The organism is Kribbella sp. NPDC051586 (assembly GCF_044453965.1).
GTDB lineage: Bacteria > Actinomycetota > Actinomycetes > Propionibacteriales > Kribbellaceae > Kribbella.
The window spans coordinates 1,688,919-1,702,850 of sequence record NZ_JBITDF010000001.1 but is presented as its reverse complement, the minus strand read 5'-3'; the positions used below and the strand labels follow the sequence as shown (position 1 = coordinate 1,702,850).

Below are 13,932 nucleotides of genomic sequence, written 5' to 3'. Positions count from 1 at the left end.
GCTAGCTCTTCGCCCAGGCGGAGATGATCTCCTGCATCTTCTTCGACGCCGCCTCCGGATCGACCTTCCCTTGCAGCAGGTCGCTCTGCACGCTGAAGTACTGGTCGGCCTGCTTCTTCGGGAACGCCTGGTCCTGGATCGTGTAGAACCCGTTCTTCCCGTACTTCGTCGACCACTCGGCCGACAGCGGCAGCGACTTCGGGTCCGGCTCAGCGCCCTTGACCGTCGAGGCGGTGATGTTCATCGCCTTCTGCGCCGCGGGCTGCACGATGAAGTCGATCAGCGCGGCCGCCTTGTCGGCGTTCCCGGTCTTGGCGTTGACCATGTAGCCCTCGACGAAGCCCGAGTGCCGCGCGGGCGACTTGTCCGTCGGCAGCTCGAAGTTGCCGAACCCGGAGGGGCTCTTCTTCGCGGCCAGGATCGCGCCGGCCTCGGTCCACTGACCGGCGATCGTGTACGCCGTCTTGCCCTGCACGTACCACGGCTCGACATCGGACGGGTCAAGCGCGAGTGCGCCCTGAGGCAGCCACTTCTTGTCCTGCCACTTCTTGAACAGCGTGAACGCCTCGACCACCTCGGGCCGGTCCCAGCTCTCACCGCCGGTCAGCAGCTTGTCGTGCAGCTCCGGTCCCGAGGTGTGCTCCAGCAGGTACTCGAACAGCCGCATGATGTCCCAGCCGTACTTGCCACCCAGTCCACACGGCGTGACCCCGACAGCCACCAGCTTGTCGTTCACGGCCTCGAGCTCGGCGTACGTCGTCGGCGGCGCGCTCACGCCGGCCTTGGCGAACAGCGACTTGTTGTACCAGGCACCCAGTCCGAGCTGCACGAACGGTACACCGGACTTCACGCCGTCGAACGTCATACCGCTGATCGCCGTGGTGTTGAGCTTGGAGTCCCAGCCGTACTTGTCGTAGTACTTGCTCAGGTCCAGGGCCTGCTTGGCCTTCGCGAACGGGCTGCCGATCTGGCCGCCCCAGATCCGCCAGACGTCCGGGCCCTTGCCACCGAGCAGCTCGGTCCGCAGCTTGTCCGGGTACACCGCCGCACCCGATCCGGGCAGGCTGTCGACGGTGGTCGTCGTACCGTTCTGCTCGTCGAACTTCTTCACCTGGGCCTTCAGCAGGCCGATCGTCGAGTCGTCCTCGTAGGTGAACAGGCGCAGATTGTTCGACGCCGCCTGAGTGGCTCCCCCGCCCGTCGACGTACCACCGCCGGTGCAGGCGGACAGACCGGCGCCGAGCGCGGCGGCGGACGTGAGGCCGAGGAAACCACGGCGGCTGAACGTGCTCATCGACCGGGGTGGTGGGGTGGGGAAGGTATTCATCAAGAGCTCCTTTGGCGGGCAAAACGGCGGATTTTGGCGAACATGTCCTCCAGCAGGAAGCGGACGTCGACCTGCTCGCAGACCTGGATGGGGTTGTCGGTGCCCGGCAGGTACCAGCCGTCGATACCGAAGCGCGGCGCCGGCCGGGTCCGGAAGTTGCCGCTGTGCGGGTAGAGCATCAGGGAGATGGCAGGCGAGTCGCCGAGGGAGCGGGACTCGATCGGCTCGCCGTGGTACGTCGCGTTCCACTCGACCAGCTGGTCGATCAGGTACTTGCCGAGCGGGCCGGCGTCGCCGATCTTCTCCTCGAGCTCCGCGTAGCTGACCGAGACCTTCGTGTAGACGTCGCTGGTGACCTGCCAGACGGTGATCCCGGAGCCGAAGACGACGTTCGCGGCGTGGATGTCGTTCGACAGGTTGAACTCCATCCGGTGGTCGGCCGCGTAACCGTTGTAGCCGCGGCCGCCGATCCAGACCACGATCACGTCCCGGTTCACCAGGTCGGGCTCGAGCAGGATCGCCGACGCCATGTCGGTGAGCGGGCCGAGGAACGACACGAACAGCGGGTCGCCCTTCGACGCCAGCTTCGACTCCTCGATGATCAGCCGGGCGCCGGGCGAGTCGAGCGGGGTCTGCTCGTCCGGGATGCCGGTGGTGGCGCCGTTCGCGACCGGGATCTTGCCGGTCAGGTCGAGCAGGTCCAGCAGCAGGTCGATCTCCTCGCGGGACTCCTCCATGCTCCGGTCGGACCGGTGGGTGCCGAAGTGCGCGGGGATCAGGCCGCGTACGTCGAAGGTGGGCGACAGCAGCCCGTGCACGATCGCGAACTGGTCGTCTGCCTCGTTCTTGGCATCGGTATTGATGATCACCCGGCGTCTGCTCGGCTTCACGCGGTCTCCTCTTCCACCCGCCGCCGAAGGCGGCGTTCTTTTGTTCCTGCTCTTGTGTTGGTTGTGAATAGATATTCAGTAGTGCATAAGCTGTCGTCATGAGTGTCGCCACGCGGCTAGAGTCGCGTCAAGAGTTCAGTTGAAACTTGGAGGGCGGATGGTCCAGGCGGTACTCGCGATCGACCAGGGCACGACCAACTCCAAGGCGGTCCTGGTGAGCGCCGACGGGACCGTGCTGGGGAGCGGCTCCGCCCCGGTCGGCCTGTCCACCCCACGCCCCGGATGGGTCGAGCAGGACGCCGAGGACCTGTGGCAGAGCGTGGTGCAGGCAATCGCGACGTCTTTCACAGCCGCGGGCTCCGCGGTCGACCTCGCCGCGATCGCGCTCTCCACCCAGCGTGAGTCCGTCGTCGGCTGGAGCCGGTCGGGCCAACCGGTCGGCCCCGTCCTCGGCTGGCAGGACACCCGCACCGCCGCCTGGTGTGCCCAACTGCCCTCCGCCGTTGACGGTCTGGTCCGTGAACGGACCGGGCTCCGGGTGGATGCGATGTTCTCGGCACCGAAGATGCGCTGGCTCCTCGATCGGTCCGACGCCCTGGTCGGCACCGTCGACGCCTGGCTGATTCACCGGCTGACTGGTTGCCGTGAGCATCTGATCGAGGCCGGGAACGCCTCGCGCACCTTGCTTTTCGACGTTCAGGAGTTGGACTGGTCCCCGGAGTTGCTCGACGCGTTCGGCGTACCGCGGTCGGCGCTGCCCGACGTACGGCCGTCCGATGCGGGCTTCGGCGTGACGGCCGGTGTGCCGGGTCTGGCCGACGGGATCCCGATCATCGCCGTACTCGCGGATTCGCATGCGGCGATGTACGGGCAGGGGTGCACGCAGGCCGGGATGGTCAAGGCCACGTACGGGACGGGGTCGTCGGTCATGGCGCCGCTGGACGGGTTCGTCGAGAGTGGCTGCACGCTGGCCTGGCTGACCGATCGGCCGGTCTACGCGCTCGAGGGGAACATCGTGTCATCGGGCGCGGCGCTCGCGTGGACGGCCGACCTCCTCGGCCTGCCCGACGTCGGCGCCCTCGTCGCCCTCGCCGCGAGCGTGCCGGCGGCGGAGGGCGTCGTGCTGGTACCGGCCTTTGCCGGATTGGGCGCGCCGCACTGGGACCGCGAGGCGCGCGCGGCGTTGACCGGCATGAACAGCTCCACGACTCGCGCTCACATCGCCCGGGCAGCCGTCGACGCCGTCGCCCATCAGATCTGCGACATCACGGACACGATCCCGGGCGAGCCGAAGAGTCTGCGCGCCGACGGCGGGGCGACGGTGTCCGAGCTGTTGATGCAGACCCAGGCGGACCTTCTCGGCCGGCCGGTAGAGGCTGCCGACGTACCAGAGGTTTCCGCGCTGGGTGCGGCCGAGCTCGCGTGGACGACGCTGGGCGGGACGACCGGCTGGGCCGCGCGACGTTCGTACCGGACCTACCAGCCCGGGATCGATGCCGCCGCGCGGGCCGAGCTCCGGGCGCGGTGGGCCGGAGCGGTCGCGTCCGTCCGGGTCAGGCCAGCTTGATCCGGAAGACCGCCACCCGGGCGTTGTGGTCGTCGACGTTCATCGGGACCACGTTCGTGGTGACCAGGTCGAGCTGGACCGTGCCGTCGCCGGGCAGCCAGTTGATCCGGTCGATGCCGTCACCGAAGACCTTGCGCTCGGCGTCCTGGCCGGTCGCCTTGTCGTAGCCGGGGTTGTTGGTGTCCGCCGTCCAGATCACCAGGTGACCCTTGTCGTGGTGGGCCATCACCCGCTCGCGGTGGGTCTTCTTGTGCAGGTCGTAGTAGGCGCGCAGGTTCGGGTTCTGGTCGCCGTTGTACGCGCCGTGCAGGTAGTGGGTGTTGATCAGGACGAACTTCAGCCCCGGGTGCGCGCCGTGCTCGACGACGACCTCGTTGATCCAGCGCGGCGGGCTCACGTTCGGGACGACGCCGTGCACGAAGGTGGGCTTGGAGTTGATCACCTTCCACGGCGTCGGTACGGAGATCGGCACGCGGTAGGAGCTGGGGTCGTTGAGGAACGCGTTGGCGTAGGCGTCGCCGAAGTTCTGCGCGATCATCGCCGGCTCGCCGGTGTCACCCTCGCTGATCTCCTGCCAGCCGACGAACGGCCGGTTGCCCGGATCGCCGCTGCGCACGGCCTGGATCGCCGGGCCGCGGGCCGCGAGGTTCTTGCGGCCGATGTTCGCCGTGATGACCGGGAGCCGGAACCAGTCGGTCGCCGCCGAGGCGGACCTGGCCCCGGCCACCGAACCGAACGTCGCGGCGCCGGCGAGCGCACCACCGCCGAGCATCAAGGCCTGCCGTCTACTGATCCTGTTGACCATCACTGCCTCCACAAGGGTCCGGCTCTTCAGCCGGGGGCGGGTGTCTTGTCGACCAGGGCGTGTCTCCCGATCCCCCGCCGTAGCGAGCAGGTGCTCGGTGCGGCGAGGTGCCGTGCCGAGTGCCGCGCAGTAGGCGGGGGATCGGGAGACACGCCCTAGCTACGACGGACGGTACTGGGCGACGGTTCCAGACCGCCGGGGGTGACCGCGGTTCCGCCCTGTGACCGGATGTGGCTGGAGATCGCTTTCCGTCACAGGTTGACTCGGTCGGGACGCCCACCTATGGTTACGGTCACAGGCTGTGGAAAGCCCTTTCCCAGGCTCAGGAGGGAGGCGCCCATGTGTGAGTTCGAGCCCGGACCGGCCATGGCGCTGCCCGGCGGTATCGGCATCTCGAAGCTGAGGGTGTACGACGTCGAGGCCTCCGACGGCCTGGTCGGCGGTACGCCGCACGTGCACCTGGCCTGCTCCGAGGGGTACTACGTGCTGTCCGGCAAGGGCGCCGTACGGACGCTGGACGCGAAGGGTTCCACCGAGGTCCCGCTGCGGGCCGGCGCGGTGGTCTGGTTCGGCCCGGGCACGATCCACCGGCTGGTCAACAACGGCGGCCTGGAGATCCTCGCCCTGATGTCGAACTCCGGTCTCCCGGAGGCCGGCGACGCCGTCATGACGCTGCCGCCGGAGTACCTCACCGACCGCGAGACCTACCTGCAGGCGACCGCCCTCAGCGGCGAGGGCGACGCGCGGACCGCGTCCGCGATGGCCCGCCGCGAACTCGCCGTTCAGGGGTACGCCGTACTGCGGGAGCGGTACGAGTCGGAGGGGCCGTCCGCGCTGGACGACTTCTACGCGGCCGCGGTCCGGATCGTGCAGCCGCAGCTCGCGGACTGGCGCAAGCGCTGGGAACAAGGCGCCCGCCGGCTCGCCGACGAGACCGGCGCCGCCCTCGACGCGCTGGAGGCCGGCACCGCGCCGCACCTGCAGGCGGCCGAGCTGCACCAACTCCCCGCACCTACTGACTCCGGCCTGCACGGCATGTGCGGCCGCCTCGACGTCTACGACACCAACGCGTGAGAGGTACGACTGTGAACGAGCGACGCATCGGCATCGTGATGAACGGCGTCACCGGCCGGATGGGCCTGCGCCAGCACCTCGAGCGTTCCATCGTGGCGATCCGGGAGCAGGGCGGACTGCTCGCTGCCGACGGCACGATGATCATCCCCGAACCGATCCTGGTCGGCCGCAACGAGCTCAAGCTGCGCCGGATCGCCGAGCAGTACGGCCTGGAGCGGTGGACCACCGACCTGGCCGAGGCGCTGGCCGAGCCGGACGTCGAGATCTACTTCGACTCCCAGCTCACCCAGCTGCGCGAGAAGGGCGTCCGCGCCGCGGTCGAGGCCGGCAAGGCGATCTACTGCGAGAAGCCGATCGCGGAGAGCCTGGACGCCGCGACCGACCTGGCCCGCACCGTGATCGACTCGGGCCTGAAGAACGGCGTCGTGATGGACAAGCTGTCGCTGCCCGGCCTGCGCAAGCTGAAGCGGCTGGTCGACGGCGGGTTCTTCGGCCGGATCCTGTCGGTCCGCGGCGAGTTCGGCTACTGGGTCTTCGAAGGCGACTGGCAGGAGGCGCAGCGGCCGTCCTGGAACTACAAGGCAGAAGAGGGCGGCGGCATCATCCTCGACATGTTCTGCCACTGGAGGTACGTGCTCGACCAGACGTTCGGGTCGGTCAAGTCGGTGTACTGCCAGGGCGCGACGCACATTCCGACCCGGGTCGACGAGCAGGGCGACAAGTACACGGCAACTGCGGATGATGCGGCGTACGGCGTTTTCGAGCTCGAGGGCGGGATCGTCGCGCAGATGAACTCGTCGTGGGCGACGCGGGTGTTCCGCGACGAGCTGGTCGAGTTCCACGTGGACGGGACCGAGGGGTCCGCGGTCGCGGGGCTGCGGCGCTGCCGGGCGCAGCACCGGTCGGCGACACCGAAGCCGGTGTGGAACCCGGACCTGCCTGCCACCGAGAAGTTCCGCGAGCAGTGGGCCGAGGTGCCGGACAACGAGCCCTTCGACAACGGATTCAAGGTCCAGTGGGAGATGTTCCTGCGGCACGTGGTCGACGACGCCCCCTTCACCTGGGACTTCATCGAGGCAGCCAAGGGCGTACAACTCGCCGAGCTGGGCCTCCAGTCGTGGCACGAGGGCCGCAAACTCGAAGTACCCAAGCTCGCCCTCGAGGTCCAGTAATGGCGCTGGAACTCAAGCTGCCTGCAAGCGCAGCAGACGGTGGGCTGGAGACCTATCGACTGTCCGGGACGCCTGTTGCTCAGGGCACCTATTCGCCGGCGCGGTCGCGGTTGGCGTTCGCGGCGGCTCATGTTGTTGCCGATCCGTTGGGTGACAACTCGCCGGGGGCGCCGGCGGTGATCGACTGGGAGCACACGCTGGAGTTCCGCCGGCACCTGTGGTCACTCGGGTTGTCGGTCGCGGAGGCGATGGACACGGCGCAGCGCGGGATGGGCCTGGACTGGAAAGCCACGCAGGAACTGATCCGCCGCTCGGCAGCCGAGGCGCCCGACGGGCGGATCGCGGTCGGCGTCGGGACGGACCAGCTCACCGCACCGGCGTCACTGGATGCGGTCATCGGCGCCTACGAGGAGCAGCTTGCCGTTGCGGAGGACGTCGATGCGCAGCCGATCATGATGGCCAGCCGGGCCTTGTGCGCGGCGGCCGAATCCCCCGACGACTACCGGAAGGTGTATGACCGCCTTCTGACGCAGTCGTCCCGACCGGTGATCCTGCACTGGCTCGGGTCCATGTTCGACCCCGCCCTGGACGGCTATTGGGGCAGCGCGTCGTTCGATTCCGCGGCCGACACGGTCGTTGGTCTGATCAACGACAACGTGGCCAAGGTCGACGGCATCAAGATCTCGTTGCTCGACGCATCGTATGAAGTTGCCCTGCGCAACCGACTGCCCGAGGGCATCCGGCTCTACACCGGGGACGACTTCAACTATCCCGAGCTGATCCGCGGCGACGAGAACCGGCACAGCGATGCCCTCCTCGGGATCTTCGCGGCCATCGCCCCCGCCGCCGCGACCGCCCTGAAAGCTTTGGACGACGGTGATCTGGCCGAGTACGAGCGGGTGTTCGCACCGACCGTCCCGCTCGCCCGGCAGATCTTCTCCGCGCCCACCTACTACTACAAGACCGGGATCGCCTTCCTGGCTTGGCTGAACGGCTTCCAGCCCGGCTTCACGATGGTGGGTGGCCTGCAGACCGGGCGGTCGTTGCCGCACCTCGCCGACACGTTCCGGTTGGCCGACCAAGCCGGCGTACTCATGAACCCCGAGGTGGCCGTCGACCGCTTCGGTCAACTGCTGCGCGTGAGCGGTGTCGACGCATGAGCCGCTACAGCCTGAACCAGGCGACAACGAAGTACTGGCCGCTCGAAGACGTCGTCGCGGCGAGCGCGAACGCCGGTCTGGAGTGGATCGGCCTGTGGCGCGAGCCGATCCAGGAGTACGGCGTCGACAAGGCGGCGAAGCTGGTCGTGGACGCGGGCCTGAAGGTCTCGTCGCTGTGCCGGAGCGGGTTCTTCACCTCGACCGATCCGGCCGAGCGCAAGGCGAAGATCGAGGACAACCGGCGGGCGATCGACGAGGCCGCGACGATCGGTACGTCGGTGCTCGTTCTCGTCAGCGGCGGGCTGCCCCAGGGTTCACGCGACCTCGATGGTGCGCGCGGCATGGTGCGTGACGGGCTCGCCGAGCTGGCGCCGTACGCCTCCGAACGCGGTGTGAAACTTGCGGTCGAGGCTCTGCACCCCATGTTCTGCTCGGACCGCTGCGTGGTGTCGTCGCTCGGCGGTGCGCTCGACCTGGCCGAGCAGTTCCCGGCGTCGCAGGTCGGCGTGATCGTGGACGCGTACCACCTGTGGTGGGACGCGGACGTGTACCGGCAGATCGAGCGGGCCGGCGAGCGCATCCTGTCGTACCAGGTCAGTGACTGGGTTGTTCCACTGCCTCAAGACACGTTGCTCGGGCGGGGCATGATGGGCGACGGCTCGATCGAACTGCGCCGACTGCGCGAGGCCTGCGACGCGGCCGGGTACGACGGCCCGATCGAGGTCGAGATCTTCAACCAGCAACTGTGGGACGCGCCCGGCCAGGAGGTCTTCGACCTGGCACTGGCGCGCTACAAGGAACACGTTATCTAGCGAACGAGGAGCTGTCTGTATGACTATTCCCGCCGACGGGATCGGGATGCACCTCTACACGATGCGGGACGTCCTGGCCGAGGACTACCCGGGGACGCTCAAGCGCCTCGCGGGCATCGGTTATCGCACGGTCGGCGTGAGTGGGCGGTTCGACCACAGCGCCGAGGAGATCCGGTCGTACGCCGACGACGCCGGGCTGAAGATCGTGCTCGAGCACGTCGGGTACAAGCGGCTGTCCGACGACTGGTCCGGCGCGCTCGCCGAGGTGAAGACGCTCGGGGCGCAGTGGGCCGTCGTACCGTCGATCCCGTCCGAGCAACACTCGGTCGAGGGCTTCAAGGCCGCGGCGGCCGCGTTCACCGAGGCCGGGAAGGTGGCGCGGGACGCCGGGCTGAAGCTGCTGTTCCACAACCACGGACGCGACTTCGACGAGGTCGACGGGCAGGTGCTGTACGACATCCTGCTGGGCGTGGATCCGGAACTGCTCGGGTTCGAGCTGGATCTGTACTGGGCGGTGGACGGCGGGCATGACCCCGCGAAGCTGTTCCAGGAGCACCCCGGCCGGTTCCCCGCGCTGCACGTCAAGGACATGGCCGAGGACGGCTCGTGGGAGGACGTAGGAGCCGGCAAGCTCGACTTCGGCGCGATGTTCGAGCACGCCCAGGCGGGTGGCGTCGAGCAGTGGCTGGTCGAGCACGACAAGCCCACCGACGCCTGGAAGTCGGCCGAACGCAGCTACCGCGGCCTGACCGAGATCCGGTACTGAGAAGTTCTCAGAACTGTGAGAACCAGCGCTTAACCGGGTCAATTCCGTTTGCGTCTGCTCACACGTGGTGAGATCGGCCTATTCTCGACGAGTGCAGAACGATCCCACGGTTCGGCTGTCCGCCGTCCGTCGACTGTACGAAGTGAGCGCCCGGATGGGCGCTGGGCGAAGCCTTGCCGAAACGCTGCAGGCTGTCGTCGACGGGGTCGTGAACGGGCTCGGATTCGGGATCGCCGTACTGAACCTGCGGCACGCGGACGGGAAGTTCGAGGTGATCGCGGTCGCCGGTTCGCCGGAGGCGCGGGAGGCCCTGCTCGGACGCGTGAGCGCACCGGACATCTTCGACACCGAGTTCGCGATCGCGGACGCGTGGGGCAAGCTCCGGTTCGTGCCACACGAGCGGCTGCCGGAGGGCGAGGTGGTCGGGTGGGTGCCCGATGTACCCGTGTCCGACGACCCTGACGCGTGGCACCCGCTGGACGCGCTGTTCGCGCCGCTGTACTCCTCCGACGGGGAGCTGGTCGGGATGCTCTCGGTCGACCTGCCGGAGGACCAGCGACGGCCGGGACCGATCCACCGTGAGCTGCTGGAGATCTTCGCGACGCAGGCCGGCCTCGCCATCGACAAGGCGCGGCTGACCGATCAGCTGCTCGCCGAGAAGACCCGGCTGGAGGCGAGCGAGGCGACGTTCCGGCTGGTCTTCGAAGGCGCCGGGAACGGGATGGCGACGATCGGCTTCGACGGGCCGGAGCGGGGCCGGATCCTGCGCGTGAACGACGCCTTCTGCCGGATCACGGGGTACGTGGCCGGCGATCTGCTCGGGGCGCGGCTGGCGCGGTTCCTGCGCGACGAGGAGCCCGGGTCTACCCGCACCGACCTCGAAGATGTTGCTGCTGGCAACGAAACGTACCGGTTCGAGCGGGTGTTCACGCAGCCGAGCGGGAACGCGATCTGGCTCGGCGGTACGGCGGCCATCGTCGAGCAGGGCGCCGACCGGCCGCGGATCCTGCTGATCCAGATCGACGACGTGACCGCCCGCAAGGACGCCGAACGGGAACTACGCCACCACGCCGCCCACGACCCGCTCACCGGCCTGCCGAACCGGCGGTTGTTGCAGCACCGGTTCACGAAGGTGCTGGAGCGGACGCGTACGACGGGCCGCCCGGGCGCGCTGCTGTTCTGCGACCTGAACCACTTCAAACTGGTCAACGACGGCTACGGCCACGAGGCCGGCGACCGCGCGCTCCGCGAGATCGCCAACCGCCTCACCACAGCCGTCCGCCACGGCGACACGGTTGCGCGGCTGGGTGGTGACGAGTTCGCCGTACTGGCCGAGGACATCGCGGGCGAGGACCTGGTTGCCCTGATCACCCGCCTCGAATCCGCCGTCAGCCGCCCGCTCCCCAACATCGCTGTCAAGGTCACCACCAGCGTCGGCACAGTCCCCATCACCCCCACCACCACCGACCTGGACACCCTCCTGCACGAGGCCGACCAGGCGATGTACACCGCCAAGAACCGCCGCAGCTGATGGCAGCAAGCTGCAGGGGACTTGAAGCAGCCGGCGACGCCCCGCGAACACAAGAACCTCATCGGCGAATGACCCGCGTCGTCACGGACGGTCCGTTCTGGCTCGAGTACGGGCAGATCTACGTCGTCGGTCCGGACGAGTCCTGCAGTCTGCAGGAGTCCTTTGCGGGCCAGCGGAACGGCCTGTGCGGTGCGGCGGTGCCCGGCAGGTTGTTCCTGCGGACCGGGCTGCACACGGGCAAGGTCGAACTTCGGGTCGAGGTACATGACCGGATGCCGTCGGTCGAGTACGACGCTGAAGACGTGGTCGAGGCGTCGTATCTCCCGCCCAGCGGTGTGTTGCTGACAAGCCTGGGGTATCAGCGGCTGCCGCTGGAGCTGGAGCAGGCCACCTACCGGGTCCGGTACTCCGCTTGGGGCATGGACGCCGGCCACCAGGCCGGACCACCAATGGACGGCGAGCCGCTGGTCGACCGGTACCTCCTGCAGTTCTGGCCGGCCCGGCCTGCCCCGGAGCGCGTCGTGAAGCAGACCAGCAAGCAAGCGGCGTACTGGCATGACGTCGCCCGGGCCTCGCCGACACCAGAGCAACTCGCCGAACAGCACGAGGAACGGGAACGTCAGCAGGCAGAGCAACGAATCGCCGAGGACGCCGCGACCTGGGGCGGCAGGCTGCCAAGTGAGCGGCTTCTGGAGGTCAGGTTCGCTCGAGAGCTGTGCGGCCTCGACCGTCCGCTGGTCGATGCGCTCGAGAGGGCCGACGAGGACACCCAGCGCGCGGTCGCTCGCTGGGCCGCCCGCCGGACCTGCACCGAGGCTGGTTATCTACACGACGAAAACATCACCCGGATCCTCGACGGCATGGACCGCGGAGACGACTTCTGGCCACTGCTCTACCCGCCGAACCCGGATCCGTCGGGCAAGGTCGAACTCGTCTTCGGCAAGCTGAAGTCGGCCTGGGACGACGCCGCCACACCACTGGACAACGTCGAGGCGATCGTCAAACAGACCTACGCCGAAGACCCACTCCGCGCCGCCGTCGGGGCGATCTGGTTTGCCCTCGGAGCATTCAGCAACGAGCGGCTCCCGCTGGCCGAGGTCCGTCTGGAATTCGGAGCTCTCATGACCCCGGCTCCCTAACAGCCTCCCCGGCCAGGCAAACACCACCACCTGCCAACACATGGCGCTCGCCGCGTGGGGCTTTCCTTCCCTACGAGCCCAGTTCGGTGAGGGCTTCGTCGGTTAGGCGGTAGACGGTCCAGTCCGATTGCGGGTGGGCGCCCAGGGACTTGTAGAAGTCGATGGCGGGGGTGTTCCAGTTGAGGACAGACCATTCGAGGCGTTCGTAGTTGTTGCGGACGCACTCCTCGGCCAGGGCTTTCAGCAGCGCCTTGCCCAGGCCGGTGCCTCGGGTTTCGGGGCGGACGAAGAGGTCCTCGAGGTAGATGCCGTGGACGCCTCGCCAGGTGGAGAAGTTGAGGAACCAGATCGCGCAGCCGGCGACCTCGCCCTCGTGTTCGGCGACGTGGCAGAAGGCCGCGGGGTTGGGGCCGAACAGGGCGGTCTCCAGTTGCGCCTCGGTCAGATGGCACTCCTCCGGCGCGCGTTCGTACTCCGCCAACGCGTACACGAGCTGCACGATCGCCGGGATGTCCTCCAGCCGGGCACGGCGGATCCGTTCGTCTGTCTGCATGACCCCTATCCTGCCCGGCGGTCGACGGTCGGTCGCGGTCGATGGTCAGTCGCGGTCGGCGGCGAGCTCGGCTCCGAGGTCGGCGGTGTGGGTGTCGGGGCGTTCGCCCTGACCGTTCGTGGTCTGCTCCGACTCGTCGATCCCGGCGTACGCCGTGTTCTGCAGCGCGAGCGCCTTCGCGAGCTCCGGGTCGGCCGCAGCGGCAGGCTCGCGTTCGACAGTCATCTTGTCGAAGACCGCGTGCAGCTTGGTCGGATCCGGCGGGTCGTGCGCCGGGTCCTCGGGGTAGGAGTCGCTCGACGCCTGGTCCCACTCCCACTTGTCGACCTTGTCGAAGTCGAGCTTGTACGGCGACAGCTCGGCCACATGGGACATGTACACCTTGCCGCTCCCACCGTTGCCCTCGCGGAACGGGTGCGCGATGTTCTGGAAGCAGTAGACCCTCGCGATGTTCTCGACGAACTCCTGCCGGCTCATCGACGACCAGTCCTTGTTCCTGATCAGCTTGTCGCCGATCTTGTCGACCAGCTCGTCCAGCTCCTTGTACGGCACGAAGCCCTTGCCGGCCTTGCTGATCCCGACCTTGCGGAACTCGCCCGCCCAGTCGTACACGTCCTGCAGCAGATGCCGGTGGATCGCCTGCACATGCGCCTTGTCGAAGGTCCGCGGGATCTCGACCTCACCGCGATCGATCTCGCCCTGCCGAACCGCGCGCAGCCGGTACTCCGCCTGCCGCAGCTCGAAAGAGTCCTGCAGGCCCAGCTTGTTCCGCAGGACGTCGCCGCCTGGCTTCAGCATGTACGCGTCCCAGCGCTGTGTCGCGTCCGAGACGGGCTGGGTCACACCGGATCGCCGCCGGTCACCTTCGACATCGTCCGGCGGATGTACTCCGCGGTGTCGATCCGGCCCGCCTCGCGGTCGGCCAGGTCGGCGACGTCGTCGCGTTGCGGCTCCCAACCCTCGAGCCGGTTGTTCGCCAGCGCGTCGCTGACCCGCTGCTTCTGGTCATCGTCGAGCGATTCGAACAACTCCGGCCAGCGTTGGGCGTAGCGGCACGGTTCGTAGGCCATCAGTCAGCTCCCCGAGTAGCTAGCAATCGGGCCAGCCTAGCGAAAACGCAGTTCTACCGGCCGCCG

At 68.2% G+C, this 13,932-nt stretch carries 14 protein-coding genes; 8 read left to right on the top strand and 6 right to left on the bottom strand.

Annotated elements, in window-relative coordinates; all coding sequences use genetic code 11:
• Position 1 precedes the first annotated feature (1 nt).
• Positions 2-1,327 carry an ABC transporter substrate-binding protein gene (locus ACIA58_RS08495; protein ID WP_396402938.1) on the bottom strand — a complete coding sequence of 442 codons (1,326 nt, stop codon included), beginning with the start codon at positions 1,325-1,327 and terminating at the stop codon, positions 2-4.
• Positions 1,327-2,217 carry a nucleoside hydrolase gene (locus ACIA58_RS08490; protein WP_396402937.1) on the bottom strand — a complete coding sequence of 297 codons (891 nt, stop codon included), beginning with the start codon at positions 2,215-2,217 and terminating at the stop codon, positions 1,327-1,329. The genes ACIA58_RS08495 and ACIA58_RS08490 overlap by 1 nt, the downstream gene beginning before the upstream one ends.
• Before the next feature lie 157 nt (positions 2,218-2,374).
• Here ACIA58_RS08490 and ACIA58_RS08485 point away from each other — a divergent pair, with 157 nt between their 5' ends.
• Positions 2,375-3,784 (top strand): FGGY family carbohydrate kinase, encoded by a 1,410-nt coding sequence (locus ACIA58_RS08485; RefSeq protein ID WP_396402936.1) that lies wholly within the window; start codon positions 2,375-2,377, stop codon positions 3,782-3,784.
• Here the strand turns inward: ACIA58_RS08485 and ACIA58_RS08480 are convergent.
• Positions 3,771-4,589: a hypothetical protein gene (locus ACIA58_RS08480; RefSeq protein ID WP_396402935.1), complete on the bottom strand. Its 819-nt coding sequence runs from the start codon at positions 4,587-4,589 to the stop codon at positions 3,771-3,773. The genes ACIA58_RS08485 and ACIA58_RS08480 overlap by 14 nt on opposite strands.
• 339 nt (positions 4,590-4,928) lie before the next feature.
• On the opposite strand from ACIA58_RS08480, the gene ACIA58_RS08475 reads away from it, so the two are divergent.
• From ACIA58_RS08475 to ACIA58_RS08445, 7 genes are all read left to right on the top strand, one after another.
• The gene (locus tag ACIA58_RS08475) at positions 4,929-5,663 is read left to right on the top strand and encodes a cupin domain-containing protein (protein ID WP_396402934.1); all 735 of its coding nucleotides are present in this window, start codon (positions 4,929-4,931) and stop codon (positions 5,661-5,663) included.
• An 11-nt stretch (positions 5,664-5,674) separates the two neighbouring features.
• Positions 5,675-6,835 (top strand): Gfo/Idh/MocA family protein, encoded by a 1,161-nt coding sequence (locus ACIA58_RS08470; protein ID WP_396402933.1) that lies wholly within the window; start codon positions 5,675-5,677, stop codon positions 6,833-6,835.
• Positions 6,835-7,995: a dihydrodipicolinate synthase family protein gene (locus ACIA58_RS08465; RefSeq protein ID WP_396402932.1), complete on the top strand. Its 1,161-nt coding sequence runs from the start codon at positions 6,835-6,837 to the stop codon at positions 7,993-7,995. Before ACIA58_RS08470 ends, ACIA58_RS08465 begins: the two co-directional genes overlap by 1 nt.
• The gene (locus ACIA58_RS08460; RefSeq protein ID WP_396402931.1) at positions 7,992-8,807 is read left to right on the top strand and encodes a sugar phosphate isomerase/epimerase family protein; all 816 of its coding nucleotides are present in this window, start codon (positions 7,992-7,994) and stop codon (positions 8,805-8,807) included. Before ACIA58_RS08465 ends, ACIA58_RS08460 begins: the two co-directional genes overlap by 4 nt.
• Before the next feature lie 19 nt (positions 8,808-8,826).
• Positions 8,827-9,573, top strand: coding sequence for a sugar phosphate isomerase/epimerase family protein (locus ACIA58_RS08455; RefSeq protein WP_396402930.1), 747 nt, complete (start codon positions 8,827-8,829; stop codon positions 9,571-9,573).
• Between the two features lie 91 nt (positions 9,574-9,664).
• Positions 9,665-11,104, top strand: coding sequence for a diguanylate cyclase domain-containing protein (locus ACIA58_RS08450; RefSeq protein ID WP_396402929.1), 1,440 nt, complete (start codon positions 9,665-9,667; stop codon positions 11,102-11,104).
• A 68-nt stretch (positions 11,105-11,172) separates the two neighbouring features.
• Positions 11,173-12,243, top strand: coding sequence for a hypothetical protein (locus ACIA58_RS08445; RefSeq protein WP_396402928.1), 1,071 nt, complete (start codon positions 11,173-11,175; stop codon positions 12,241-12,243).
• A 70-nt stretch (positions 12,244-12,313) separates the two neighbouring features.
• On the opposite strand, the gene ACIA58_RS08440 is transcribed toward ACIA58_RS08445, so the two are convergent.
• The 3 genes from ACIA58_RS08440 to ACIA58_RS08430 are packed head-to-tail and all read right to left on the bottom strand — an operon-like array spanning position 12,314 to position 13,866.
• Positions 12,314-12,796 carry a GNAT family N-acetyltransferase gene (locus tag ACIA58_RS08440; protein WP_396402927.1) on the bottom strand — a complete coding sequence of 161 codons (483 nt, stop codon included), beginning with the start codon at positions 12,794-12,796 and terminating at the stop codon, positions 12,314-12,316.
• Between the two features lie 45 nt (positions 12,797-12,841).
• A complete protein-coding gene (locus tag ACIA58_RS08435) occupies positions 12,842-13,639 on the bottom strand; it encodes a Fic/DOC family protein (RefSeq protein WP_396402926.1) in 798 nt (265 codons plus the stop codon).
• Complete coding sequence (locus tag ACIA58_RS08430; protein WP_130445777.1) at positions 13,636-13,866, bottom strand: antitoxin VbhA family protein; 231 nt, start codon at positions 13,864-13,866, stop codon at positions 13,636-13,638. The genes ACIA58_RS08435 and ACIA58_RS08430 overlap by 4 nt, the downstream gene beginning before the upstream one ends.
• Positions 13,867-13,932 lie beyond the last annotated feature (66 nt).

What these genes read in the sequence shown, in the direction of transcription:
- ACIA58_RS08495 (WP_396402938.1), bottom strand. Translation starts at nt 1,327, where the DNA reads ATGAATACCTTCCCCACCCCACCACCCCGGTCGATGAGCACGTTCAGC.
- ACIA58_RS08485 (WP_396402936.1), top strand. Translation starts at nt 2,375, where the DNA reads ATGGTCCAGGCGGTACTCGCGATCGACCAGGGCACGACCAACTCCAAG.
- ACIA58_RS08440 (WP_396402927.1), bottom strand. Translation starts at nt 12,796, where the DNA reads ATGCAGACAGACGAACGGATCCGCCGTGCCCGGCTGGAGGACATCCCG.
- ACIA58_RS08430 (WP_130445777.1), bottom strand. Translation starts at nt 13,866, where the DNA reads ATGGCCTACGAACCGTGCCGCTACGCCCAACGCTGGCCGGAGTTGTTC.
- ACIA58_RS08465 (WP_396402932.1), top strand. Translation starts at nt 6,835, where the DNA reads ATGGCGCTGGAACTCAAGCTGCCTGCAAGCGCAGCAGACGGTGGGCTG.
- ACIA58_RS08445 (WP_396402928.1), top strand. Translation starts at nt 11,173, where the DNA reads ATGACCCGCGTCGTCACGGACGGTCCGTTCTGGCTCGAGTACGGGCAG.
- ACIA58_RS08480 (WP_396402935.1), bottom strand. Translation starts at nt 4,589, where the DNA reads ATGGTCAACAGGATCAGTAGACGGCAGGCCTTGATGCTCGGCGGTGGT.
- ACIA58_RS08475 (WP_396402934.1), top strand. Translation starts at nt 4,929, where the DNA reads ATGTGTGAGTTCGAGCCCGGACCGGCCATGGCGCTGCCCGGCGGTATC.
- ACIA58_RS08455 (WP_396402930.1), top strand. Translation starts at nt 8,827, where the DNA reads ATGACTATTCCCGCCGACGGGATCGGGATGCACCTCTACACGATGCGG.
- ACIA58_RS08460 (WP_396402931.1), top strand. Translation starts at nt 7,992, where the DNA reads ATGAGCCGCTACAGCCTGAACCAGGCGACAACGAAGTACTGGCCGCTC.